This window comes from Pseudomonas sp. GW821-FHT02C04 (assembly GCF_059421845.1).
The window spans coordinates 358,131-382,327 of record NZ_JBWKVT010000002.1 but is presented as its reverse complement, the minus strand read 5'-3'; the positions used below and the strand labels follow the sequence as shown (position 1 = coordinate 382,327).

The 24,197-nt window shown below is 61.1% G+C and carries 27 protein-coding genes and 1 other RNA gene; 16 read left to right on the top strand and 12 right to left on the bottom strand.

Annotated features, from left to right (window positions below; all coding sequences use genetic code 11):
* Positions 1-61: 61 nt before the first annotated feature.
* The 4 genes from AC07VV_RS09870 to AC07VV_RS09855 are packed head-to-tail and all read right to left on the bottom strand — an operon-like array spanning position 62 to position 2,920.
* The gene (locus AC07VV_RS09870; RefSeq protein WP_495036110.1) at positions 62-799 is read right to left on the bottom strand and encodes an amino acid ABC transporter ATP-binding protein; all 738 of its coding nucleotides are present in this window, start codon (positions 797-799) and stop codon (positions 62-64) included.
* A complete protein-coding gene (locus tag AC07VV_RS09865) occupies positions 786-1,436 on the bottom strand; it encodes an amino acid ABC transporter permease (protein WP_495036109.1) in 651 nt (216 codons plus the stop codon). Before AC07VV_RS09865 ends, AC07VV_RS09870 begins: the two co-directional genes overlap by 14 nt.
* Positions 1,433-2,113 (bottom strand): amino acid ABC transporter permease, encoded by a 681-nt coding sequence (locus AC07VV_RS09860; RefSeq protein ID WP_495036108.1) that lies wholly within the window; start codon positions 2,111-2,113, stop codon positions 1,433-1,435. Before AC07VV_RS09860 ends, AC07VV_RS09865 begins: the two co-directional genes overlap by 4 nt.
* A gap of 21 nt (positions 2,114-2,134) precedes the next feature.
* The gene (locus AC07VV_RS09855; protein WP_495036107.1) at positions 2,135-2,920 is read right to left on the bottom strand and encodes a transporter substrate-binding domain-containing protein; all 786 of its coding nucleotides are present in this window, start codon (positions 2,918-2,920) and stop codon (positions 2,135-2,137) included.
* A gap of 256 nt (positions 2,921-3,176) precedes the next feature.
* Between AC07VV_RS09855 and AC07VV_RS09850 the strand changes: the two genes are divergently transcribed.
* The 6 genes from AC07VV_RS09850 to AC07VV_RS09825 all read left to right on the top strand — a co-directional run bounded on the left by AC07VV_RS09850 (position 3,177) and on the right by AC07VV_RS09825 (position 10,518).
* Positions 3,177-3,884: a FadR/GntR family transcriptional regulator gene (locus AC07VV_RS09850; protein WP_495036106.1), complete on the top strand. Its 708-nt coding sequence runs from the start codon at positions 3,177-3,179 to the stop codon at positions 3,882-3,884.
* 120 nt (positions 3,885-4,004) lie between these two features.
* Positions 4,005-4,334: a thioredoxin TrxA gene (gene trxA, locus AC07VV_RS09845; protein ID WP_003206727.1), complete on the top strand. Its 330-nt coding sequence runs from the start codon at positions 4,005-4,007 to the stop codon at positions 4,332-4,334.
* 250 nt (positions 4,335-4,584) lie between these two features.
* The gene (gene rho / locus AC07VV_RS09840) at positions 4,585-5,844 is read left to right on the top strand and encodes a transcription termination factor Rho (RefSeq protein ID WP_003229334.1); all 1,260 of its coding nucleotides are present in this window, start codon (positions 4,585-4,587) and stop codon (positions 5,842-5,844) included.
* A gap of 172 nt (positions 5,845-6,016) precedes the next feature.
* A complete protein-coding gene (locus AC07VV_RS09835) occupies positions 6,017-8,014 on the top strand; it encodes an acyltransferase family protein (RefSeq protein ID WP_495036105.1) in 1,998 nt (665 codons plus the stop codon).
* 69 nt (positions 8,015-8,083) lie between these two features.
* Positions 8,084-9,550, top strand: coding sequence for a 4-hydroxy-3-polyprenylbenzoate decarboxylase (gene ubiD / locus AC07VV_RS09830; protein ID WP_495036104.1), 1,467 nt, complete (start codon positions 8,084-8,086; stop codon positions 9,548-9,550).
* A complete protein-coding gene (locus AC07VV_RS09825) occupies positions 9,550-10,518 on the top strand; it encodes a CDP-6-deoxy-delta-3,4-glucoseen reductase (RefSeq protein ID WP_192559260.1) in 969 nt (322 codons plus the stop codon). The genes ubiD and AC07VV_RS09825 overlap by 1 nt, the downstream gene beginning before the upstream one ends.
* Positions 10,519-10,575: 57 nt before the next feature.
* Here the strand turns inward: AC07VV_RS09825 and AC07VV_RS09820 are convergent, their stop codons facing one another.
* A complete protein-coding gene (locus tag AC07VV_RS09820; RefSeq protein ID WP_096817400.1) occupies positions 10,576-11,052 on the bottom strand; it encodes a sn-glycerol-3-phosphate transporter in 477 nt (158 codons plus the stop codon).
* Between the two features lie 355 nt (positions 11,053-11,407).
* On the opposite strand from AC07VV_RS09820, the gene AC07VV_RS09815 reads away from it, so the two are divergent.
* On the top strand, positions 11,408-12,076 hold the full coding sequence (locus tag AC07VV_RS09815) for a gamma-glutamylcyclotransferase (RefSeq protein WP_085708964.1): 669 nt from the start codon (positions 11,408-11,410) through the stop codon (positions 12,074-12,076).
* Here AC07VV_RS09815 and glpT read toward each other — a convergent pair.
* Positions 12,052-13,401: a glycerol-3-phosphate transporter gene (gene glpT / locus AC07VV_RS09810; protein WP_495036103.1), complete on the bottom strand. Its 1,350-nt coding sequence runs from the start codon at positions 13,399-13,401 to the stop codon at positions 12,052-12,054. The two genes, AC07VV_RS09815 and glpT, sit on opposite strands and share 25 nt — an antisense overlap.
* A gap of 225 nt (positions 13,402-13,626) precedes the next feature.
* On the opposite strand from glpT, the gene AC07VV_RS09805 reads away from it, so the two are divergent.
* Positions 13,627-14,259, top strand: a complete 633-nt coding sequence (locus tag AC07VV_RS09805) for a flagellar basal body-associated protein FliL (RefSeq protein ID WP_495036102.1) — start codon at positions 13,627-13,629, stop codon at positions 14,257-14,259.
* A gap of 15 nt (positions 14,260-14,274) precedes the next feature.
* Here the strand turns inward: AC07VV_RS09805 and AC07VV_RS09800 are convergent, their stop codons facing one another.
* Positions 14,275-15,252, bottom strand: a complete 978-nt coding sequence (locus AC07VV_RS09800) for an NADPH:quinone oxidoreductase family protein (RefSeq protein WP_495036101.1) — start codon at positions 15,250-15,252, stop codon at positions 14,275-14,277.
* A gap of 150 nt (positions 15,253-15,402) precedes the next feature.
* On the opposite strand from AC07VV_RS09800, the gene AC07VV_RS09795 reads away from it, so the two are divergent.
* Entirely contained in the window at positions 15,403-15,810 is a 408-nt protein-coding gene (locus tag AC07VV_RS09795) for a flagellar basal body-associated protein FliL (protein ID WP_065259922.1), read from the top strand.
* A gap of 46 nt (positions 15,811-15,856) precedes the next feature.
* Here the strand turns inward: AC07VV_RS09795 and AC07VV_RS09790 are convergent, their stop codons facing one another.
* A complete protein-coding gene (locus AC07VV_RS09790; protein WP_096817412.1) occupies positions 15,857-16,306 on the bottom strand; it encodes an EVE domain-containing protein in 450 nt (149 codons plus the stop codon).
* A gap of 197 nt (positions 16,307-16,503) precedes the next feature.
* Here AC07VV_RS09790 and AC07VV_RS09785 point away from each other — a divergent pair, with 197 nt between their 5' ends.
* Positions 16,504-16,659 (top strand): hypothetical protein, encoded by a 156-nt coding sequence (locus tag AC07VV_RS09785; protein ID WP_007911192.1) that lies wholly within the window; start codon positions 16,504-16,506, stop codon positions 16,657-16,659.
* 37 nt (positions 16,660-16,696) lie between these two features.
* On the opposite strand, the gene AC07VV_RS09780 is transcribed toward AC07VV_RS09785, so the two are convergent.
* The 4 genes from AC07VV_RS09780 to AC07VV_RS09765 form a co-directional block, all read right to left on the bottom strand.
* On the bottom strand, positions 16,697-17,302 hold the full coding sequence (locus tag AC07VV_RS09780) for a 5-formyltetrahydrofolate cyclo-ligase (RefSeq protein WP_096817414.1): 606 nt from the start codon (positions 17,300-17,302) through the stop codon (positions 16,697-16,699).
* Between the two features lie 81 nt (positions 17,303-17,383).
* Positions 17,384-17,562, bottom strand: a non-coding RNA gene (gene ssrS / locus AC07VV_RS09775) — 6S RNA.
* 30 nt (positions 17,563-17,592) lie between these two features.
* On the bottom strand, positions 17,593-17,910 hold the full coding sequence (locus tag AC07VV_RS09770; RefSeq protein ID WP_096817416.1) for a cell division protein ZapA: 318 nt from the start codon (positions 17,908-17,910) through the stop codon (positions 17,593-17,595).
* A complete protein-coding gene (locus AC07VV_RS09765; protein ID WP_096817418.1) occupies positions 17,907-18,116 on the bottom strand; it encodes a TIGR02449 family protein in 210 nt (69 codons plus the stop codon). Before AC07VV_RS09765 ends, AC07VV_RS09770 begins: the two co-directional genes overlap by 4 nt.
* Positions 18,117-18,241: 125 nt before the next feature.
* Between AC07VV_RS09765 and AC07VV_RS09760 the strand changes: the two genes are divergently transcribed.
* From AC07VV_RS09760 to AC07VV_RS09735, 6 genes are all read left to right on the top strand, one after another.
* Positions 18,242-18,802 carry a YecA/YgfB family protein gene (locus AC07VV_RS09760; protein ID WP_495036100.1) on the top strand — a complete coding sequence of 187 codons (561 nt, stop codon included), beginning with the start codon at positions 18,242-18,244 and terminating at the stop codon, positions 18,800-18,802.
* Positions 18,803-18,829: 27 nt separating this feature from the next.
* A complete protein-coding gene (gene pepP, locus AC07VV_RS09755; RefSeq protein ID WP_192559255.1) occupies positions 18,830-20,164 on the top strand; it encodes a Xaa-Pro aminopeptidase in 1,335 nt (444 codons plus the stop codon).
* Complete coding sequence (gene ubiH, locus AC07VV_RS09750; RefSeq protein ID WP_495036099.1) at positions 20,161-21,348, top strand: 2-octaprenyl-6-methoxyphenyl hydroxylase; 1,188 nt, start codon at positions 20,161-20,163, stop codon at positions 21,346-21,348. Before pepP ends, ubiH begins: the two co-directional genes overlap by 4 nt.
* Positions 21,341-21,826, top strand: coding sequence for a DUF4442 domain-containing protein (locus AC07VV_RS09745; RefSeq protein WP_495036098.1), 486 nt, complete (start codon positions 21,341-21,343; stop codon positions 21,824-21,826). Before ubiH ends, AC07VV_RS09745 begins: the two co-directional genes overlap by 8 nt.
* Before the next feature lie 9 nt (positions 21,827-21,835).
* On the top strand, positions 21,836-23,053 hold the full coding sequence (locus AC07VV_RS09740) for a 2-octaprenyl-3-methyl-6-methoxy-1,4-benzoquinol hydroxylase (RefSeq protein ID WP_495036325.1): 1,218 nt from the start codon (positions 21,836-21,838) through the stop codon (positions 23,051-23,053).
* Positions 23,054-23,161: 108 nt separating this feature from the next.
* Positions 23,162-24,166 carry an extracellular solute-binding protein gene (locus AC07VV_RS09735; protein WP_096817428.1) on the top strand — a complete coding sequence of 335 codons (1,005 nt, stop codon included), beginning with the start codon at positions 23,162-23,164 and terminating at the stop codon, positions 24,164-24,166.
* Positions 24,167-24,197 lie beyond the last annotated feature (31 nt).

Below are 24,197 nucleotides of genomic sequence, written 5' to 3'. Positions count from 1 at the left end.
CAAACGCTGCCGCCAACGCGCATGGTACAAACCCTTGATTTAGCGCACTGACGGCCTGCTTTCAGCCTGCGACTTCCACGGTTCCGATGAAATTCGCCAGTTCCGGCGTCTGCGGATCGGCAAACAACAGCTTCGGGTCGCCTACCTCATGCACCTTGCCCTGGTGCATGAACACCAGTTTGTCCCCGACTTCCCGGGCGAAGCGCATTTCGTGGGTGACCATGATCAGCGTCATGCCTTCCTTCGCGAGCTGGCGGACCACGCTGAGCACTTCGTTGACCAGTTCCGGGTCCAGCGCCGAGGTGATCTCGTCGCACAGCAGCACCTTGGGCGACATCGCCAGCGCCCGGGCAATCGCCACGCGTTGTTGCTGGCCGCCGGAAAGACGCTCGGGGAACGCATCGAATTTCTCGCCGAGGCCGACGCGCTCCAGCATCTGCCGTGCCAGCTCCGCAGCCTTGGCCTTGGGCACTTTCTGCACCACTTGCGGCGCGAGCATCACGTTTTCGCCCACCGTCAGGTGCGGGAACAGATTGAATTGCTGGAACACCATCCCGACTTTCTGCCGCAGGCTGCGCAGGTCGGCGCGGGCCGCGTCGAGGTATTCGCCGTCGACTTCGATCACGCCGTCGTTGATCGATTCCAGGCCGTTGAGGGTGCGCAACAGGGTGGATTTGCCCGAACCGCTGCGGCCGATGATCGCCACGACCTGGCCTTCCTCGACGCTCAGGTCGATGCCTTTTAGCACGTGGTGATCGCCGTAGTATTTATGCAGGGCGGAAATTCTAAGCAGAGGCATACAGTCTCCTTTCCAGGTAGCGCGCACTGAGGGACAAGGGGTAGCAGAGCAGGAAGTAGCCAGCGGCGACGAGGCCGTAGACCATGAACGGTTCGAAGGTGGCGTTGGCGAGCATGCCGCCGGTCTTGGTCAGTTCGGTGAAGCCGATGATCGAGGTCACGGCGGTGCCTTTGACCACCTGCACCGAGAAGCCCACGGTCGGCGCCACGGCGATGCGCAGCGCTTGCGGCAGGATCACGTAGCGCAATTGCTCCAGCGGATTCAGCGCCAGGCTCGACGAGGCCTCCCACTGACCATTGGGAATCGCCTCGACGCAACCGCGCCAGATCTCTGCCAGATAGGCGCTGGTGAACAGCGTCAGGGCAATCGCCGCCGCCATCCACGGAGAAATCTCCACCCCGGCCAGTGCCACGCCGAAGAACACCAGAAACAGTTGCATCAGCAACGGCGTGCCCTGGAACAGTTCGATCCAGGTGCGGGCAATGCTGCTGGGCAGGGTGTTTTTCGAGATGCGCATCACCAGGATCAGCAACCCGACGATCCCGCCGCCAATGAACGCCACTAGCGACAACGCCAGCGTCCATTGCAGGCCGGTGAGCAGGTTGCGCAGGATGTCCCAGAACGTGAAGTCGCTCATTGGCTGCTCCTTGCGCTGCTTTTCGACAGGTAGCGCCGACCGAGCCAGTTCAGTAACTGACGGATCAGCAGCGCCATGCACAGATAAATGAGGGTGGTCAGGGCATAGGTTTCAAAGGCGCGGAAGTTGCGCGACTGAATGAAGTTGGCGGCGAAGCTCAACTCCTCGGTGGCGATCTGCGAACACACCGCCGAACCGAGCATGACGATGATGATCTGGCTGCTCAGCGCCGGCCAGACCTTGCCCAGCGCCGGCAGCAGCACCACGTGGCGGAATGCTTCGAACCGGCTCATCGCCAGCGCAGCAGCGGCCTCCAGTTGCCCGCGCGGAATCGCCTGGATGCCGGCACGGATGATCTCGGTCGAGTACGCACCGAGGTTGATCACCATCGCCAGCACCGCGGCCTGCCACTCGGAAATCTGCACGCCGAGGGGCGGCAGACCGAAGAAGATGAAGAACAGCTGCACCAGAAACGGCGTGTTGCGGATCAACTCGACGTATACGCCGAAGATTGTCGAGAACGGGCGGATGTTCCACGCCCGCACCAGCGCCCCGACGATGCCCACACCAACCCCGAACAGCGCGCCGATGGCTGTCAGCTCAAGGGTGAACAGCGCCCCGCGCAGCAGCAGGTCGGTGTTTTCCACCACCGGCAAGAAATCGAACTGATAAGCCATGAAAGTCTCCCGCGCCGCCGGTCAGAGGTCGGCCGGCAGCGGCTCTTTGAGCCAGGTCTGTGCGTTCTTTTCCAGTGCGCCGTCAGCCTTGGCGGTGGCCAGGATCTCGTTGACCTTGCCCAGCAGCGCCGGCTCGTTCTTGTTTACGCCGACGTAGACCGGCGAATCCTTGAGCTTCACTTTCAGCGCCGGTACGCGTTTCGGGCTCTTTTCGCTGATCGCCACCATCACCACGTTGCCGCTGGCGATCAGGTCGACCTGGCCTGCGAGGTAGGCGGCGATGGTCGAGTTGTTGTCCTCGAAGCGCTTGATGGTCACGCCTTCGGGGGCGACCTTGGTCAATTCGATGTCTTCGATGGCGCCACGGGTGACGCTGATGGTCTTGCCCTTGAGGTCGTCCAGGGTGCTGACGGCTGCGTCTGGCGGGCCGAATACCGCGAGGTAGAACGGCGCATACGCGTGGGAGAAATCGATGACTTTCTCGCGTTCGGGGTTCTTGCCGAGGCTGGAAATCACCAAGTCGACCTTGCCGGTGGTGAGGAAAGGAATGCGGTTAGTGCTGTTGACCGGGGTCAGTTCGAGTTTGACCTTGAGCTGGTCGGCCAGCAGTTTGGCGGTGTCGATGTCCAGGCCGCGCGGCTTCATGTCCGGGCCGACCGAGCCGAACGGCGGGAAGTCCTGAGGCACGGCAACTTTCAGGGTGCCGCGTTTGACCACGTCGTCCAGACCGTCGGCATGGGCGGGGGCCTGGCTCAGCATCAGACCGGCAAACAGGGCGGCGAGGAGGGCGCTGTAACGCTTCGTCATGGACAATCTCCGGATCGGCGGGAAGTGAATTCTGCGATCGGACAGAGCATGGGCCGTGCCAAGACAGCGGTTTGGCTGCGCAAAGCCACGGGTTTAGCGGGTTTGTTCGGTCTTACTGGTCTGAACAGTCAGGTTGGATTTCGCACTGCGATAGCGCATCGGCGTGCGCCGTCGAACCCCACTGGGGCATGACTTGCCTGACGCCTCGAATAGCTTTACAACTGGCCGCACCTTGGCCTGGTCCGACTGGAAAACCATGAACTCGATCTCCCGCGCCGTACCCGAAGTGGCGCTGCAAGCGATCCGCAAACTGATTACCGAGCAGGGTTTCGGCCCCGGCGATGCGCTGCCTTCGCAACGGGATCTGGCGGTGCAGTTGGGGGTCAGCCGGGCATCGTTGCGCGAAGCGTTGTCGTCCTTGAGTGCGCTGGGGGTGGTCAGCATTCAGCCGGGCAAAGGCGTGTTTGTGCAGGCGCCGGTGGAGCTGCCGCGCGGGGAAGGTGCGCCGGCCTGGCCGTTTGCAGCCCAGGCTTCACCGTTGGAAATCTTTCAGTTGCGCTATGCGCTGGAAGGGTTCGCGGCCGGGCTGGCGGCAGTGACGCTGAGCACGTTTGATCTGGATGAGCTGGAAGACAACGTGGCCGCCATGCGCGAGCAACTGCGTGCCGGCGACTTCGAGGCCGCGGCGAAACTGGATTTCGAATTCCACCGGCGGATCCTGCGGGCCAGCGGCAATCAGGCGATGCTGAGCATCCTCACCGCCAGCGCCGACATCTTTCTGGAGAGCCAGAAGTTACCGTTCATCCGTGCCGAACGGGCCATGGAAACCTGGCAGGAGCACCGCAAGATCCTCCGCGCCCTGGCGCGCCGGGCGTCCGCTGCCGCCCAGAAAGCCATGCAGGAGCACGTGCGCAACGCGGCACTGCGCACCGGAATTGCCTTCATCGCCCCCGCCAGCGCGTGACTTGAGCTATACCCAAACTCATCGAGTGCCATAGCAAGACTCAATCATCTGCGGCTTCCTGAACAAGGGAAGGGCGGCTATGATGGGCCACGTTTTTTTGCTTACAACCTGGAGAATTCCATGAGCAGCGATCTGATCAAACACGTTAGCGACGCTAGCTTCGAAGCCGACGTACTCAAGGCCGAAGGCGCTGTCCTGGTCGACTACTGGGCTGAATGGTGCGGCCCTTGCAAAATGATCGCTCCGGTTCTGGACGAGATTGCAGAGACTTACAAAGGCAAGCTGACCGTTGCCAAGCTGAACATCGACGAAAACCAGGAAACCCCTGCCAAGCACGGCGTACGTGGTATTCCGACCCTGATGCTGTTCAAGAACGGCAACGTGGAAGCGACCAAGGTCGGCGCTCTGTCGAAGTCGCAACTGGCTGCTTTCCTCGACGCCAACATCTAAGCGTCGCGGTAAAGATTGTCCTCAAAAAGCCCCGCAAATCGCGGGGCTTTTTGCGTATTCAGGGCTAGACGCTCCGAAACTCAGGTGGTACATTCGGCCCCGCACTGGTTTCTCCACTGCCCCCTGCTAGCCGTCGCCGACGCACTCCTTTTCGAACAAGTACGCGATCCTGTCGCCTTCTCCGCGGCGCGGCCTCATTAAGCCAAAAGCTTAATTTCCCCCCCTCCATAAATGATTACGTCATTCCTATATGAATCTGACTGAACTCAAGCAAAAGCCGATTACCGAACTGCTCGAATTGGCCGAACAGATGGGCATAGAAAATATGGCCCGTTCGCGCAAGCAGGACGTGATTTTCTCCCTGCTGAAAAAGCACGCGAAAAGCGGTGAGGAAATCTCCGGTGATGGCGTGCTGGAGATTCTCCAGGACGGCTTCGGCTTCCTGCGCTCCGCTGACGCTTCCTACCTCGCCGGCCCTGACGACATTTACGTCTCGCCGAGCCAGATCCGCCGTTTCAACCTGCGCACCGGTGACACCATCGTTGGCAAGATCCGGCCGCCAAAGGAAGGCGAGCGTTACTTCGCCCTGCTCAAAGTCGACACGATCAACTTCGATCGTCCAGAGAACGCGAAAAACAAGATTCTCTTCGAGAACCTGACCCCGCTGTTCCCGACCGTGCGCATGAAGATGGAAGCCGGCAACGGTTCCACCGAAGACCTGACCGGTCGTGTGATCGACCTGTGCGCCCCGATCGGCAAAGGCCAGCGCGGTCTGATCGTTGCACCGCCGAAAGCCGGCAAGACGATCATGCTGCAGAACATCGCGGCCAACATCGCCCGTAACAACCCTGAAGTTCACCTGATCGTGCTGTTGATCGACGAGCGTCCGGAAGAAGTGACCGAAATGCAGCGCACCGTGCGCGGCGAAGTGGTTGCCTCGACCTTCGACGAGCCGCCGACCCGTCACGTACAAGTGGCTGAAATGGTGATCGAGAAGGCCAAGCGCCTGGTCGAACACAAGAAGGACGTGGTGATCCTGCTCGACTCCATCACCCGTCTGGCCCGTGCCTACAACACCGTGATCCCGAGCTCCGGCAAGGTACTGACCGGTGGTGTCGATGCTCACGCCCTGGAGAAGCCGAAGCGTTTCTTCGGTGCTGCGCGTAACATCGAAGAAGGCGGCTCGCTGACCATTATCGCCACCGCGCTGGTTGAAACCGGCTCGAAGATGGACGAAGTGATCTACGAAGAGTTCAAGGGTACCGGCAACATGGAACTGCCTCTGGATCGCAAGATCGCCGAGAAGCGTGTGTTCCCGGCCATCAACATCAACCGCTCCGGCACCCGCCGCGAAGAGTTGCTGACCGCCGACGACGAGCTGCAGCGCATGTGGATTCTGCGCAAGCTGCTGCACCCGATGGACGAAGTGGCTGCCATCGAGTTCCTGGTCGACAAGCTGAAAACGACCAAGACCAACGACGAGTTCTTCCTGTCGATGAAGCGCAAGTAACATCGTCGGTTGAGTCCGAAAGATGGCGCCCTTCAGGGGCGCCATTTTTTTTGCCTGTTTTTACTCTGGGCGATCGCAGATGTGCGATCTGTTAAGGTCCGTGAGCCGGCAAAACAAGAAGCAGCGCCTTGAGCTGTACAAAAAATAACCACCTGATTGGCATTAAAGATTTATGAGCACACTCGCTTATCGAAGGGATATCGACGGCTTGCGCGCAGTCGCTGTGATTGCCGTGGTGCTGTTCCACTTTGGCGTCCCGGGGTTCACCGGTGGATTTGTCGGCGTGGACGTGTTTTTCGTGATTTCCGGCTACCTGATCACCTCGATCATCTGGAACCAGCGCCAGGCCGGGCGTTTCAGCTTCGTCGAGTTCTGGGCCCGCCGCGCCCGGCGGATCCTGCCGGCGCTGTTTGCGATGATCATCGCGGTGCTGGCGGTCGGCTGGTTCCTGCTGGCACCCAAGGACTACGAAGAACTCGGGCGCTCGGTGCGCTACCAGGTGACCTTCGTCTCGAACATTCTGTTCATGCGTCAGGATGGCTATTTTGACGTCGCTTCGGATCTCAAGCCGCTGCTGCACACCTGGTCGCTGGCGGTGGAGGAACAGTTCTACATTCTCTTCCCACTGTTGCTGACCTTGCTGTCGAGCCGTCTGAAACACTGGCGGCTGGCGCTGTTCGGCGTGTTGCTGCTGTCCTTCGGGCTGAGCGTGTGGGCGGTCCAGCATTATCCGGAGAAGGCATTCTTCCTGTTGCCGATGCGGGCGTGGGAGCTGCTGGCCGGTGCGATGCTCGCCGTGGCGCCCCGGCATTCGTGGCGGCTCAAACCGTTGGCGGCGCAAGGGCTGAGCCTGCTCGGCATGGCGCTGATCCTGCTGGCCGTCTTCGGGTACGACAAAAGCACGCCATTCCCCGGCGCCGCGGCGTTGTTGCCGGTGCTGGGCGTGGTGGCGCTGATCCTGGCCAACGGTCATCGAGATACCCTGGTTGGTCGATTCCTGAGCAGTCGGGTGATGGTCGGCCTCGGCCTGGTTTCCTATTCCTGGTACTTGTGGCACTGGCCGGTATTCGTGTTTTCCAGCTATGCCAGCGTCGAGGAACCGGGTGCGCTGGATATCGCAGGATTGATCCTGCTGACGCTGGTGCTGGGTTACCTGTCATGGAAGTTCGTCGAAACACCGTTCCGCGAACGTCGCCTGCTCGCCGGACGCCGGCAGGTTCTGCTGGCCGGTTTTTGCGGCATCCTGGTGCTCGGCCTGGCCGGGCAAGCCCTGCGCTGGACCGATGGCTTGCCGTCGCGTCTGTCCGAACAGGCGCTGCAATATGCCAGGGGCCACGAGTGGCGGCCGGAGCTGATGGCGTGCCTGACAGACGACAAGGCCCCTGACGACAAGTTGTTCTGCCATTACGGTGTGGACAACCTGCCAGCCCAGGCGATGGTCTGGGGTGACAGCCACGCGACGGCACTGATTCCGGTGCTGGAGGACGCTGCGCAAGCCCATGGCGTCAACGTGATCCTCGCCAGCTCTGCCGGTTGTATTCCGGTTGAAGGGCTGGAGCATGACGCAGCCTGTACGCGTTTCAATCGGCGTGTCGAGCAGGGGTTGAGCGCGCAACGTATCAGCGATGTGGTGCTGGTCGCGCGTTGGAGCCTCTATCTGTATGGCGACGCCAAAGGGGATCTCGACCATGCGCTCAGCAAGCCGGACGGTAAGTACGACCGTGCCGTTGCTGAACAACGCCTGGCCGATGGGCTGCGCGCACGGCTTGCTCAATTGCGTGAGGGCGGGTATCGGGTCTGGCTGGTGAAAGAGGCGCCGTTGCAGGCGTTCAACCCACCGTATCGTCTGACACGCCTTGCAATGCTTGGCCATTCGGTGGATGAGGTCGGCCTGGCCATCGGCGAGCATGACAAGCGCCAGGCATTCATCAGCCGGTTGTTCGCCCAACTGGCGCAGGATCCGATGGTGCGGGTGATCGATCCGGCGCCACGGCTGTGCGATGAAAACGGTCTGTGTCGCGCCGAACTCGACGGCTATTCGCTGTACAAGGATGACAATCACCTGTCGGAAGTCGGTGCGCGATTCGTGGCGCCGATCCTCGAACCGCTGTTTGTCAGTCTGCAGGCCGGTAAAAATCCGGGTAACGGCCAGGTGAATGCAGCCAAGTAAGCAGTGACGGGCTGCCAGCGACCGGCATAGCAGGTAGGATGTACGCCTATTTTGAGGGTGCCATCGTCAATGAAATTCAAGGATCTTCGGGATTTCGTGCAGCAGCTTGAGCAGCGCGGAGAGTTGAAACGCATCCAGATTCCCGTCTCGCCGGTGCTGGAGATGACCGAGGTGTGCGACCGCACACTGCGGGCCAAGGGCCCGGCGCTGCTGTTCGAGAAACCGACCGGCTATGACATTCCGGTGCTCGGCAACCTGTTCGGCACCCCCGAGCGGGTCGCCATGGGCATGGGCGCCGAGTCGGTCAGCGAACTGCGCGAAATCGGCAAGCTGCTGGCGTTCCTCAAGGAGCCCGAGCCGCCGAAGGGCTTGAAAGACGCGTGGTCGAAGCTGCCGATCTTCCGCAAGATCATTGCGATGGCGCCGAAAGTCGTCAAAGACGCGGCGTGCCAGGAAGTGGTCATCGAAGGCGATGACGTTGATCTGGCCATGCTGCCGGTGCAGACCTGCTGGCCGGGCGACGTTGCCCCGCTGATCACCTGGGGCCTGACGGTCACCAAAGGTCCGAACAAGGATCGGCAGAACCTCGGTATCTACCGTCAGCAAGTGATCGGCCGCAACAAGGTCATCATGCGCTGGCTCAGCCACCGTGGCGGCGCGCTGGATTTCCGTGAGTGGTGCGAGAAGCATCCGGGCCAGCCGTTCCCGGTGTCCGTGGCTCTTGGCGCGGATCCTGCGACCATTCTTGGCGCCGTCACCCCGGTGCCGGACAGCCTCTCCGAATACGCCTTCGCCGGTCTGTTGCGCGACAGCCGCACGGAGCTGGTGAAGTGCCGCGGCAACGACCTGCAAGTGCCGGCCACGGCCGAAATCATCCTTGAAGGCGTAATCCATCCGGGCGAGATGGCCGACGAAGGCCCGTACGGCGACCACACCGGTTATTACAACGAAGTCGACAGCTTCCCGGTGTTCACCGTCGAGCGCATCACCCACCGGATCAAGCCGATCTACCACAGCACCTACACCGGCCGTCCGCCGGATGAGCCGGCGATCCTCGGCGTGGCGCTGAACGAAGTGTTCGTGCCGATCCTGCAGAAGCAGTTCCCGGAGATCACCGACTTCTACCTGCCGCCGGAAGGCTGCTCGTACCGCATGGCCGTGGTGACGATGAAGAAGTCGTATCCGGGCCACGCCAAGCGCGTGATGCTGGGTGTCTGGTCGTTTTTGCGACAGTTCATGTACACCAAGTTCGTTATCGTCACCGACGACGATATCAACGCGCGGGACTGGAACGACGTGATCTGGGCCATCACCACGCGCATGGACCCCAAGCGCGACACGGTGATGATCGACAACACGCCGATCGACTACCTCGACTTCGCCTCGCCGGTGTCGGGACTTGGCTCGAAAATGGGCCTGGATGCCACCCACAAGTGGCCGGGTGAAACCACTCGCGAGTGGGGCCGCGTCATCGTCAAGGATGATGCCGTCACCCAACGGATCGATGCCATCTGGAATCAGTTAGGAATAGATTGATGCGTGTAACCCTGCAGCCCTCCGGAGCGGTGCTCGAGATACGGCCCGGAGAGCGGATTCTCGATGGTGCGCGGCGCCTGGGCTATGAATGCCCGCAAAGCTGCCGCAACGGCAATTGTCACGTGTGCGCAGCGCTGCTGGTGGAAGGCCGGGTCGAACAGGCCGGCAAGGTGCATGACCACGGCGAGTTCTACACTTGCATAGCGGAGCCGCTGGAAGACTGCATCCTGCTGTGGGATGGCGTGCTCGCGCTGGGAGAACTGCCGGTGCGCAGCCTGTCGTGTCAGGTCATCGAATGCCGGGACGTCGGTGGCGATACCTGGCGCGTGCGCCTGCGGGCGCCGGCCGGCAAGCCGCCGCGTTATCACGCGGGCCAGTACCTGATGATCGAGCGCGAGAGCGGCGAGAAGTCAGCCTTTTCCATGGCCTCGGCGCCCCACGGCGGGCGAGACCTGGAAATCCACGTACTGGCGCGCGAAGCCAGTGCCCTGAGCCTGATCGAGCAACTGCAGCGCAATTCGATGGTGCGGGTCGAGCTGCCGTTCGGCGACACCCACCTCGCGGAATTGCCAGACGGGCCGCTGGTGCTGATCGCCGCCGGCACTGGCATGGGGCAGATCCACAGCCTGATCGAACATTGCCGGGCCAACGGCTTCAAACATCCGGTGCATTTGTATTGGGGCGTGCGTCGTCCGGAAGATTTCTATGAAATCGAGCATTGGGACGAATGGCTGAAGCTGCCCAACCTGTTCCTGCACAAAGTCGTCAGCGACCAGTGCGGCTGGGAAGGGCGCTGCGGGATGTTGCATGAGGCGGTGTGCGAGGACTTTCCGGATCTGAAACCCTTGCACGTCTATGCCAGTGGTTCGCCGGCGATGGTCTACGGCACGCTGGATGCGCTGGTGGAAGCCGGGATGGATGCCCACCAGATGCGCGCCGATGTGTTTGCGTACGCGCCTCGCTCTTGAGCCGCGCGACTGAGCTTTGCAACTGAGCCGCGCGATTGGACCCTCGGCTGAGCTTTCCTAGAACCGCACGCCCGTCGTCACCATGGCCGCGTTGGCGCCGAGAAAAACCAGCTCGGCGGCCAGCGGGCCGTAATGGGTGCCGACGGACGGGATGATCACCGGTGCAACGCCGAAGTGATTGAGCGGGATCTTGTCCTTGTAGTCCCCCCGATAACCCTGCAGCAATCCACCCGTGAGTTTCACGTACACCGGATAATCGGCACTGTCGAAGCGTTTGCCGGCATAGGCGTAATTGGAGCGCTGGCGGAACGAGTTACGGAAAGTTGCCCCGCCAAATACCCAGCCGGAAGCCTGATTGCGTTCAATGCCGATCAAGTCCTGATGATTATTGTGTTCGGGGTCGGGTGAGTAATGTTTGGTATAGACACTGGTCTGTGCGTACCAGAAACCCTTGTCCTCTTGCGAATCATCGGCGGCCAGTGCCTGGCCGGTCTGAATCAATAAAAGTGCGGCCAAAAGCCTTGGTGTGTTCATCGTGCAGCCTCGGTTGAACGGGTTGGCTTGCGCCAGAGGAAAGCCGTTGTACGTAGGCGTTCAGCGACGGTAAATATGGAAAGTCCGAAATTTTAGTAGGAAAAATCCCGGGTCTTCATGAACGAAACCTGAACGAAGCGAAGGCTTATCGATATTTCATTCGGGTATTTAAGATATCTGCGCAATGGTATTAGGCTATATCAAACAAGATAGCCCTCGCGGATAACCCCGAATTAGCGCTATCAAAGGTGTCATACATCCTTTAGCACTTTTCGTTTTACAGTTACTGCTATATGTTCTATCAAGCGAATTGTGCTTACATCTTGTAATACTTGCGGGGCCGAATACTTCCGTCATGACAGCCATTGAATCTGCTTTTCTGAATCTGGCTTACCCTCCGCGGCTCGACCTGGGGCCGCAGCTGACTCACGAACAACTTCTCGCTTCCATGCAATCGACCATGGCACGCCACAAGGGCGGGCCGGTGTGGTTGTTCGCGTATGGTTCGTTGATCTGGCGGCCGGAATGTTCGGCAGTGGAGCGGGTCCGCGGGCGGGTGCATGGCTACCATCGCGGTTTGTACCTGTGGTCCCACGAACATCGCGGCACGCCGGAAATGCCGGGGCTGGTGTTCGGTCTGGATCGCGGCGGTTCGTGCAGCGGCTTTGCCTATCGGTTGCCGGAAGACAACCTCGACAGTGCGCTGTATGCGCTGTGGAAACGCGAGATGCCATTCCCGTCCTATCGCCCACACTGGCTCAACTGCCGTCTTGAAGATGGCAGCCAGGTACAGGCGTTGGGATTTGTCTTGGAACGACACCTGCCCAGCTATGCCGGCAATCTGCCGGATCATGTGCTGAGCCAGGTGTTCGAAAGCGCTTGCGGGCGTTACGGCACGACTCGCGATTATGTCGAGCAGACCGCTCACGCCCTGCGCAGCCACGCCATGCCAGACCGGAATCTGGAGGCGCGGCTCAAGCGCTGTAAGTCAAAAGCCGATCAGGCGACTGCTTCGCGGCTCTGACTGGCGACTTGCTTGTGCCACAGGGTCGGGGCCAGGAAGGCCATCGACAGCAGGCAAGCTCCCACCAGCAGCACGAAACCACCATCCCAACCGAAATGGTCCACGGTGTAGCCCATCGCTGCACTGGCCGCGACCGAGCCACCCAGATAGCCGAACAGGCCGGTGAAGCCCGCCGCAGTACCGGCGGCTTTCTTCGGTGCCAGCTCCAGCGCCTGCAGGCCGATCAGCATTACCGGGCCGTAGATCAGGAAACCGATCGAGAACAGCGCGATCATGTCGACGGTCGGGTTGCCGGCCGGGTTCAGCCAGTAAACCAGGGTCGCCACGGTCACCAGAGCCATGAACACCATGCCGGTCAGGCCACGGTTGCCACGGAAGATCTTGTCCGACATCCAGCCGCACAGCAGCGTGCCCGGGATACCCGCCCACTCGTAGAAGAAGTAGGCCCACGAAGTCTTGTCGACGTCGAAGTGCTTGGCTTCCTTGAGGTAGGTCGGAGCCCAGTCCAGCACGCCGTAGCGCAGCAGGTAGACGAAGACGTTGGCCAGGGCGATGTACCAGAGCATTTTGTTGCGCAGCACGTATTTTACGAAGATTTCCTTGGCGCTGAATTCGTCTTCGTGGCTGGCATCGTAGCCTTCCGGGTAATCGTTCTTGTACTGCTCGATCGGCGGCAGGCCGACCGATTGCGGGGTGTCGCGCATGGTGATGAAGGCAAACGCCGCCACTGCCAGTGCGACTGCCGCCGGCACATAGAATGCCGCGTGCCAGTCGTTGAACAGGCCCATGCCGAGCAGGAACAGCGGGCCGATCAGGCCGCCGCCGACGTTGTGCGCCACGTTCCACACGGACACCACGCCACCGCGTTCCTTCTGCGACCACCAGTGCACCATGGTCCGTCCGCTCGGCGGCCAGCCCATGCCCTGGGCCCAGCCGTTGATGAACAGCAGGATGAACATCATGGTCACGCTGGACGTTGCCCATGGCGCGAAACCGAAAATGAACATCACCCCCGCCGAAACCAGCAGGCCGAATGGCAGGAAGTAGCGCGGGTTGGAGCGGTCGGAGACCAGGCCCATCAGGAACTTGGAAAGACCGTAGGCGATTGCGATGGCCGACATCGCCAGACCCAGCTCGCCACGGGTGTAACCCTCGTCGATCAGGTACGGCATGGCCAGGGAGAAGTTTTTGCGCAGCAGGTAATAACCCGCGTAGCCAAAGAAGATACCGGCGAAGATCTGCCAACGCAGGCGTCGGTAAGTACTGTCTATTTTTTCTTCAGGCAATGGAGCCTGATGTGCGGCAGGTCGAAAGAAAGCAAACATTCAAGAGCTCCAAATTTCTTGTTTTGACTGCGGATGCGAATGTTACAGTTTCGTTACCGAAAATAGCACCGGTTCGCATCGGCAAAACAGCGGAAAATGTTGGAAGTCGCACGTTCTTTTACGAACCTGTCGCTCTGCTGTAAGAACAGGGCGTTTTCACCACTTGTGAACATGGGGTGGCTTAGACTCGCGATCCGTCGACCGACTGATCAACAGAGATGAATGATGGCTTTGAAGGTTCGCATGCTGATGCGCCGATTATTGGCGGCGACGGTCATTGTCGTTGCGGTGCTGACATTGATTTACGCCGATCATCCTGCCCAGTCCGGTTTGCGCAATGCCACGGTGCTGATCATTCGCCATGCGGAAAAGCCGACTGAGGGGACGGTACTCAATGCCCGGGGCGAGCAACGGGCTCAAGCCTATGTGGACTATTTCAATCCGTTGAAGCTGGATGGCCAGGCACTGACCCCGGAGCGACTGATTGCCGCTGGCGACAGCCCGGTGAGTTCCCGGTCACGCCTGACGTTGACCCCGCTGGCCGAACGCCTGGGCCTGTCTGTCGAACAGCCTTACATCAATAACGATGCCCACGAACTGGTCAAGCTGCTGCGCAAGAGCAATCAGGCGCCGACGATCCTGATCGCCTGGCATCACGGCCATATCAACCACTTGATTCAAGCGTTCGGCGGCGACAGCACGGTATTGATGGGCCAGAAAAAGTGGCCGGACGAAGTCTACGACTGGCTGATCGTTTTGCGCTTTGATGAAGCGGGCCACCTCATCAAGGCCCGCAGCCGGAAGGTTCAGGAACATCTGTTGCCGGGTGATGCTGAGGATTCTCCCGGCAACAGATGATGGCTCTGAGGTGCTTCAGCGCACCTGCACCACAACCTTACCCACAGCCTTGCGCTGCCCAAGATCATTGATCGCCTGCGCCGCCTCGCTCAGCGGATACACCTGCGACACCAGCGGCTTCAGCTTGCCCTCGGCAAACCAGCCGAACAGTTGCTGGAAGTTCGCTGCGTTGTCCTGTGGCTGGCGCTGGGCAAAGGAGCCCCAGAACACGCCGAGCACGGCCGCGCCCTTGAGTAGCGCAAGGTTGACCGGCAGTTCGGGAATGCGACCGCTGGCGAAGCCGACCACCAGCAGGCGGCCGTTCCAGGCGATGGCGCGGATGGCCTGGTCGAACAGGTCGCCGCCGACCGGGTCGTAGATCACGTCGGCGCCCTGGCCGTCGGTCAGGCGCTTGATTTCGTCCTTGAGGCTGGTTTCGCTGTAGTTGATCAGTTCATCGGCGCCGGCAGCCTTGGCCACGGCGAGCTTTTCGGCACTGCTGGCGGCGGCGATCACCCGGGCGCCCAGGGCTTTGCCGATCTCCACGGCGGCCAGGCCAACGCCGCCGGAGGCGCCGAGCACCAAAAGGGTTTCGCCCGGTTGCAGGTTGCCGCGCTGCTTGAGCGCGTGCATCGAAGTGCCGTAGGTCATGCTGAACGCGGCGGCGGTGTTGAAATCCATCGAGGGTGGAATCGGCAGCACGTTATAGCCCGGCACTGCGACCTGCTCGGCGAAGCTGCCCCAGCCGGTCAGGGCCATGACCCGGTCGCCGACTTTCAAATGGCTGACTTTTTCACCTACCGCGCTGACCACACCGGCTGCTTCGCCACCCGGGGAAAACGGGAAGGGCGGCTTGAACTGGTACTTGCCCTCGATGATCAGCGTGTCCGGGAAGTTGACCCCGGCGGCGTGCACGTCCAGCAGGATTTCATTCTTCTTGGCGACAGGACTGGCGACGTCTTCCAGCACCAGCGATTCGGCAGGGCCGAAGGCTTTGCACAGCACGGCTTTCATCAGGGCTATTCCTTTGGGAGTGATGGCCGATAAGTGTAGGTGTGGCAGTCAACGGGTCAACGAGCATGCCCGGCCCTGATAGTCCGCCATAAGCTTGTGCTTGCGCGGCGGGTCGTTATGCTAGGCCGCAAACCGGATAAGGAGCGAATTGTGAAAGCGTGGATCATGTTGTTGCTGGCCCTGTCTCTGCCTGTGGCAGCGCTGGCCGAAGAAGCCAAAGAAGGCGAGGCGCCGAAGGTCAACTACATCACCCTGAGCCCGCCATTCGTGGGCAACTATGGGCTCGACGGTACGCCGAAGCTCAAGGTATACAAGGCCGACGTGGCATTGCGGGTGACCGGTGACGAGGCGACCAAACTGGTCAAGGCCAACGAGCCGCTGATCCGCAATCAGCTGGTGGCACTGTTCACCCAGCAGACCACCGATGCGATGGGCAGCATCGAAGGCAAGGAAAAACTGCGTCAGGAAGCCTTGAAGCAGACCCAGCAAGTGATGAATGACGAGACCGGCAAACCGGTGGTCGAGGATCTGTTGTTCAACAACCTGATCATTCAGTAAGGCTGGATCCTGCAGGAGTCGGTTTGCCGGCTCCTGCACAGACGCATCAGCGCAACGCGATAACCGCCGCCCACTGCTCGGCCGTCACCGGCATCACCGACAGCCGCGAACCCTTCTGCACCAGTGGCATCTCGGCCAGGGCGGTCTGCTGCTTCAGGTAATCCAGTTTCAACACCCGGGCAAACGTCTCGACATGGGCGACATCGATCGCACTCCAGGCGTTTTTCTCCGGCGTGGCTTTCGGATCGTAGTAGTGGCTCTCGGGCTCGAGTGCCGTCGGGTCGGGGTAGGCTGCCTCGATAATCTTGCCGATTCCGGCAATGCCCGGCTCGGGGCAGCTGGAGTGATAGAAAAAGAACTCATCTCCTACCGCCATGGCCCGCAGAAAATTGCGTGCCTGATAGTTGCGCACTCCGTCCCAGCGCGCTTTGCCGAGTTTTTCCAGACCCTTGATCGAAAGTTCGTCGGGCTCGGATTTCATCAGCCAATAGGCCATGGTGTGTGCTCCTGAAACGGTCATTGGGCAGGTTGTCGGGCAATTTTATGACAAACCGACAGTCGGTTGACGCCAGCATTTGCGCAGAGGTTCACGTTGTCGCAAAATGCCGGCCTTTAAAGCTTGACGCTGCTGCACGGCCTACGAATGGAAACCGCTGCTGTCATCGTGATGATGTGCCTTGAGGGGGGCAATCGATGAAACGCAAACCGGATTTGCTGTGGACTTTGGTGATTTTGTTCGGCCTGGGCGTCGTGACCACCGGTTATGCGCAAAGTCTGTGGGCCAACAAGGCCGATGCTCCGATTGAAGTGGCGCAACAAGTACAGCAGTCGACAGCGTTCAAACGCTGACACCGTCTTCCCGACGCCGCTGAATCCCTCGCGGCGTCTACCCTGCGAAATACCACGCCTTGTCGGTCACCGTTCCCTGTAACGGTACATCCCAGCTGGCCTGCGCCAGTCGTTCGACTTTCTGACATTCATGGGCCAGGCCCAACAACGTCGGCTTGCGCCAGTTCTGGCGTCGGGCCAGGTACGCCAGGCTGCGATCATAGAATCCGCCGCCCATCCCCAGGCGTCCGCCGACATCGTCAAACCCCACCAATGGCAACAACACCAGATCCAGTGCCCAGATCTTGCGCTGACGGGCGACATTGACCCGAGGCTCAAGAATACGGAAACGGTTGGGCCGCAGCTTTTCGCCGGGCCGAATCTGCTGAAAGACCATTTTGGTCCGCGGCCAGGCACTCAGCACCGGCAGGTAGGTTTTCTTGCCCCGACGCTGGGCGGCGCGCAGCAGCAGGCGCGGGTCGATTTCACCGTCGGTGGGCAGGTACAGGGATATGTGTCTGGCCCGGCGAAATTGCGGGTCCTGCGCGAGCTGTTTATACAGGCCTTCGGCAGCCTGGCGTTGCTGGCTCGGCGTCAGAGAGCGGCGGGCCTTGCGCAGCAGGCGGCGCAGTTGGGGGCGGGGCAGCAGCGCGGGTTCGGTCATGGTTCGGCTTCGGCAGGATGGGGACGAAAACGTACGCATAAAAAATCCGATGCCGGCATGCACCGGCATCGGATTCGAATCAGGCTCCCCGGATGAGCCGCTGTCGACTTAGCCCTTGAACCCGAGAGTTCAAGGTGGAGGATGCAGTAGGCTTTAAGGCTTTCCGTCTGGCGGACATGCACACCAGCCCAACGTGCAACCCCCAGGGTAGTGCAAATCGGCTCAGGGACATCGTCAACTGGCAAGCACCCCAGGGAGTGCGGCGAGTATACCTCAAGCCGTCTGGCGAATCAGCCCTTGCTGATGTCCGGATCGTCGGCCAGCGCCAGATCGACACGATCGAGCAAGTCTCGCACCTGTTCACGGGTCGAACCGCTGGCCTGGATGTCCGGGCGCTCTTCTTTGTGCAAGAGATCGTGGGTGATGTTCAGCGCGGCCATCACGGCGATGCGGTCGGCGCCGATGACTTTGCCGCTGCTGCGGATCTCGCGCATCTTGCCGTCCAGGTAACGCGCGGCACTGACCAGATTGCTGCGTTCTTCCTGCGGGCAGATGATCGAATATTCTTTGTCGAGGATCTGCACGGTAACGCTATTGCTTGAACTCATGAGTCTTGCTCCAGGGCCTTGAGGCGCGAAATCATCGATTCGACCTTACGCCGGGCGATTTCGTTTTTTTCAATGAGGTGCGCGCGTTCCTCGCGCCAGGTCTTTTCCTGAGCTTGTAAGAGTGCGTTTTGACTCTTTAGTTGCTCGACCCGAGTAATCAGCAGTTCGAGTCTGGCCATCAGCGCTTGCAGGTCGGTGTCTTCCATTGTGTCCACTGATTCGGTCTGATGGGTTTGGCTGGCGGACAGCCTTTAATGGTCTTGGCGAGTCTGTCGATGTAGGATACAAGGCCTTCATTCTAGACATAGCGCCGTCTGGCGCCTAGCTGCCCATGCCCATTCAGAATTCCCCGTACCAAGGCTTTGCCACCCTGCTGAATTCCAGCGGTCACACTGTCTCGCCTGCTGAACTGCACGGCCTGTTGCTTGGCCGCAGTTGCGCCGGCGCCGGCTTCAATGCAGACGAATGGCTGATCGATGCCGCCGAGTTGCTCGAAAGCGAGCCGCAGGACAACGTCCGCAACGCGCTGATCGGCCTGCAGGAAATGGTCAAGAGCGAACTCACCGGCGACGACGTCACCGTGGTTCTGCTGTTGCCGAACGATGACGCACCACTGGCCGAGCGCGCTGCCGCGCTGGGCGAATGGTGCCAGGGCTTCCTCACCGGTTTCGGCCTGAACTGCCGCGACAGCAGCATGCTGAGCACCGAGGCCACCGAAGTGTTGCAGGATCTGGCGGCGATCTCCCAGGTGCAAGACGCCCTGGAAGAGTCCGAAGACGGCGAAAGCGACTACATGGAAGTCATGGAGTACCTGCGTGTAGCGCCGCTGCTGCTGTTCTCCGAAACCAAGAAAGCCGACGTGCCGCCAGCCGCCAAGCCGTCGCTGCACTGATCGCGTGCCAGGGAAAGCCATCTGCCCATGATCCATATCCCGAAAGCGGAATACAGCCGTCGCCGCAAGGCGTTGATGGCGCAGATGGAACCCAACAGCATCGCCATCCTGCCCGCCGCTGCGGTTGCCATTCGCAACCGTGACGTCGAGCACGTCTACCGTCAGGACAGCGACTTCCAGTACCTGAGCGGTTTCCCCGAGCCACAGGCAGTCATCGTCTTGATGCCCGGTCGCGAACATGGCGAATACGTGCTGTTCTGCCGTGAGCGCAATGCCGAACGGGAACTCTGGGATGGCCTGCGCGCCGGCCAGGAAGGCGCGATTCGCGATTTTGGCGCCGACGATGCCTTCCCCATTACTGACATCGACGACATCCTGCCGGGCCTGATCGAAGGCCGCGACCGGGTGTATTCGGCCATGGGCAGCAACCCGGAATTCGACCGTCATCTGATGGACTGGATCAACGTGATCCGCTCCAAGGCGCACCTCGGTGCCCAGCCGCCGAACGAATTCGTTGCCCTGGATCACCTGCTGCACGACATGCGCCTGTATAAATCGGCGGCAGAAGTGAAGGTGATGCGCGAAGCCGCGCGGATTTCCGCCCAGGCCCACATCCGGGCGATGCAGGCCAGCCGCGCTGGGCTGTATGAGTACAGCCTCGAAGCCGAACTGGATTACGAGTTCCGCAAGGGCGGGGCGAAGATGCCTGCCTATGGTTCGATCGTCGCTGCCGGGCGCAACAGCTGCATCCTGCATTACCAACAGAATGACGCGTTGCTCAAGGACGGTGACCTGGTGTTGATCGACGCCGGTTGCGAGATCGACTGTTACGCCAGCGACATCACCCGCACCTGGCCGGTCAACGGCAAGTTTTCGGCTGAGCAGAAAGCGATCTACGAATTGGTGTTGGCCTCGCAGGAAGCGGCGTTCGCCGAAATCGCCCCGAACAAGCACTGGAACCAGGCACACGAAGCCACGGTTCGGGTCATCACCACCGGGTTGGTGAAGCTGGGGTTGTTGCAGGGCGAAGTGGACGAGTTGATCGCTTCCGAGGCCTACAAGGCGTTTTACATGCATCGCGCCGGCCACTGGCTCGGGATGGATGTGCATGACGTCGGCGAGTACAAGGTCGGCGGCGAATGGCGAGTGCTGGAAGTCGGCATGGCGCTGACCGTGGAGCCGGGCATCTACATCGCCCCGGACAATCAGAACGTAGCGAAGAAATGGCGCGGCATTGGCGTGCGCATCGAGGACGACGTGGTAGTGACCAAGAGCGGTTGTGAAATTTTGACCCACGGCGTGCCGAAAACCGTCGCCGAGATCGAAGCCCTGATGGCGCAAGCACGGACTTGCGCGGCATGAGTCGGGTCAATCTGGCAATCATCGGTGGCGGTCTGGTCGGCGCCAGTCTGGCGTTGGCCTTGCAGGCCGGGGCCAAGGCCCGTGGCTGGAAGATCGTGCTGATCGAACCGTTCGCTCCCGGTGACACATGGCAGCCAAGTTACGACGCGCGTTCGTCGGCGCTGTCTTTTGGCTCGCGGCAGATTTATCAGCGGTTGGGCGTGTGGCAGGAAATCTCCCGCCGCGCCGAGCCGATCAAACAGATTCACGTATCCGACCGTGGACGTTTTTCCACCGCCCGTCTGTCGGCGATGGAAGAAGGCGTACCGGCGCTCGGTTATGTCGTTGAAAATGCCTGGCTCGGACAGTGCCTGTGGCAGCACCTCGATAAAGAAGTGATCAGTTGGCGCTGCCCGGCGGAAGTCACTTGCATGAAACCGCTGCCAGACGGCTATCGCCTGACCCTCAACGATGAAACGACTATCGAATGCGATCTGGCGGTGCTCGCCGATGGCGGCCGCTCCGGTCTGCGCGAACAGTTGGGCATCAACGTGCGCAAGCGTCCGTACAACCAGAGCGCGCTGATCGCCAACATCACCCCGAGCGAAGCGCACAACGGCATGGCGTTCGAGCGTTTCACCGACGAAGGACCGATGGCGCTGCTGCCGTTACCGGAAAACCGCTGCGCGCTGGTCTGGACCCGTCTGGGCATGGACGCGCAACGTCTGGCAGACCTGAGTGAGCGTGATTTCCTCAGCGAACTGCAAGGTGTGTTCGGTTATCGCCTCGGCACTCTGAAACAGGTCGGCGCGCGGCATCTGTATCCGCTGTCGCTGGTGGAAGCCGAAGAGCAGGTGCGCTCGCATCTGGCCGTGCTCGGCAACGCCGCCCATAGCCTGCACCCGATTGCCGGGCAAGGTTTCAACCTGTCCCTGCGCGATGCCGATGCGTTGGCCGCCGCGCTGCTGGCCAGCGACAAACCGCTGGGGGATTTCGCCACGCTGCAGGCCTATCGCGAGCGTCAGCGCCTCGATCAGGACCTCACCGTAGGATTCTCTGATCAGGTCACGCGCCTGTTCGGCAGCACTCAGCCACTGGTATCGCTGGGGCGCAACATCGGTCTGCTCGGCCTCGATCTGCTGCCGCCGGCCAAACGCTGGTTCGCCCGTCAGGCCATGGGGCTGGGGACGCGGCCGGATGCGTGAGTGGCTGATCAAACAGTTTGGCAAGGCGCGGCTGATGCGCTGGATCATGACGTTCTACCCGCCGTACTTCGGCGCCGGTGTCCGGGTGACGCACATCAGCGATGACTTTCGTGACATTCAGGTTTCGATGGGCCTGGGCTGGTACAACCGCAATTACGTCGGCACCCAGTTCGGCGGCAGTCTGTATTCGATGGTCGACCCGTTCTTCATGTTGATGCTCATGGAAAACCTCGGCTCGAAGTACATCGTCTGGGACAAGGCCGCCGACATTGATTTCATTGCGCCGGGCAAAGGCCCGGTGTTCGCCCGGTTCAACATCGACGACACCCTGCTCGACGAGATCCGTCGGCAGACCGCCAGTGGCGAGAAATACCTGCCGCAGTTGCAGGTCGACATTCATGACGGCGCCGGCAACCTGGTGGCGCGGGTCGGTAAAACCCTTTACGTGCGGCTCAAGCCGCAAGCGAGACAGGCTTAAAGCATGGAAATGCGCGCAGATCTGCTGATTGTCGGAGCCGGAATGGTCGGCAGCGCCCTGGCGCTGGCGTTGCAGAACAGCGGGCTGGAAGTCCTGCTGCTCGACGGCAGCCCGCTGAGCGTCACACCCTTCAATGGCGATGCGCCGTTCGAGCCGCGAGTCAGTGCGTTGTCGGCAGCCAGCCAGCGGATCCTCGATCGCCTCGGCGTGTGGGACGGCATCGTCAACCGACGCAGCAGCCCCTACACCGACATGCACGTTTGGGATGGCAGCGGAACCGGGCAGATTCACTTCTCGGCCAGCAGCGTGCACGCCGAGGTGCTCGGCCACATTGTCGAAAACCGCGTGGTGCAGGATGCGTTGCTCGACCGTTTGCACGATTGCGATCTGGGGCTGCTGCCCAATGCGCGACTGGAGCAGATGCGCCGCTCCGGCGACGACTGGCTGCTGACCCTGGCCGACGGCCGCACCCTGCGCGCGCCGCTGGTGATCGCGGCGGACGGTGCCAACTCTGCCGTGCGCCGTCTGACCGGCGTCGCGACCCGCGAATGGGATTACCTGCATCACGCCATCGTCACCAGCGTGCGCAGCAGCAAACCGCACCGCATGACCGCGTGGCAGCGTTTCACCGATCACGGACCGCTGGCGTTTCTGCCGCTGGAGCGTGACGGCCGGCAGGATTGGTGCTCGATCGTCTGGTCGACCACGCCAAGCGAAGCCGAACGGTTGATGGCGCTGGATGAAGCGGATTTCTGTCGTGAGTTGGAGCGCGCATTTGAAGGTTGCCTCGGCGACGTCATCAGCGCCGATCCGCGGCTGTGCGTACCGCTGCGTCAACGCCACGCCAAGCGCTACGTGGCCGAAGGTCTGGCACTGATCGGCGATGCCGCGCACACCATTCACCCGCTGGCGGGGCAGGGCGTGAACCTTGGCTTCCTCGACGCCGCGGTGCTGGCTGAAGTGCTGTTGCAAGCGCACGAGCGCGGCGAACGCCTGGCGGACGTGAAAGTCCTGAGCCGCTATGAGCGCCGGCGCATGCCGCATAACCTGGCGCTGATGGCGGCGATGGAAGGTTTCGAGCGGCTGTTCCAGGCCGATCCGCTGCCGCTGCGCTGGTTACGCAACACCGGGCTGAAAATCGTCGAGCAGATGCCAGAGGCCAAAGCGCTGTTTGTACGTGAAGCGTTGGGGCTGACCGGGGACTTGCCGGCCCTCGCCAAGGCCTGACGAATGTCGTGCAACATCTGGTAACTCCTTGGGAAAGTGTTCGATTGAGCTGGTAAATGTGAGTCCTTATCATTTGGGCCACTTTTCCCCGACCGAGAGATCACTCCCATGTTGGCACCCCAGCGTCTTCTGACCGCACTGGCCCTGACCCTGATTGGCAGCACCGCCGCCCAGGCCGCCGATGAGGTGGTGGTCTACTCGTCGCGTATCGATGAACTGATCAAGCCGGTGTTCGATGCCTACACCGCCAAGACCGGGGTGAAGATCAAGTTCATCACCGACAAGGAAGCGCCGCTGATGCAGCGGATCAAGGCCGAAGGCGAGAACGCCACCGCCGACCTGCTGCTGACCGTCGATGCCGGCAACCTCTGGCAGGCCGAGCAGATGGGCATTCTCCAGCCGTTCACCTCGAAAACCATCGACGCCAACATTCCCCTGCAATATCGCTCGTCCACCCACGCCTGGACAGGTCTGAGCCTGCGTGCGCGGACCATCGCCTATTCCACCGCACGGGTTAAGCCGGGCGAGCTGACCACCTACGAAGCGCTGGCCGACAAGAACTGGGAAGGCCGCCTGTGCCTGCGTACGGCGAAGAAGGTCTACAACCAGTCGCTGACCGCCACCATGATCGAAGTCCACGGCGCCGAAAAAACCGAGAAGATCCTCAAAGGCTGGGTCAACAACCTGTCCACCGACGTGTTCTCCGACGACGTCGCGGTGCTGGAAGCGATCAACGCCGGCCAGTGCGACGTCGGCATCGTCAACACTTACTACTACGGTCGCCTGCACAAGCAGAAGCCGGATCTGCCGGTGAAACTGTTCTGGCCGAACCAGGCGGATCGCGGTGTGCACGTCAACCTGTCGGGCATCGGCCTGACCAAACATGCGCCGCACCCGGAAGCGGCCAAGGCGCTGGTGGAGTGGATGACCACGCCTGAGGCGCAGAAGATCTTTGCCGATGTGAACCAGGAGTTCCCGGCGAATCCGGCGGTGAAACCTTCGGAAGAAGTGGCGGCGTGGGGGCAGTTTGTGGCCGATACGTTGCCGGTTGAAGTGGCGGGCAAGCGTCAGGCTGAAGCGATCCGGATGATGGATCGGGCGGGTTGGAACTGACGCTGCGAGTCGAATCGCCGCAAGCGTGATG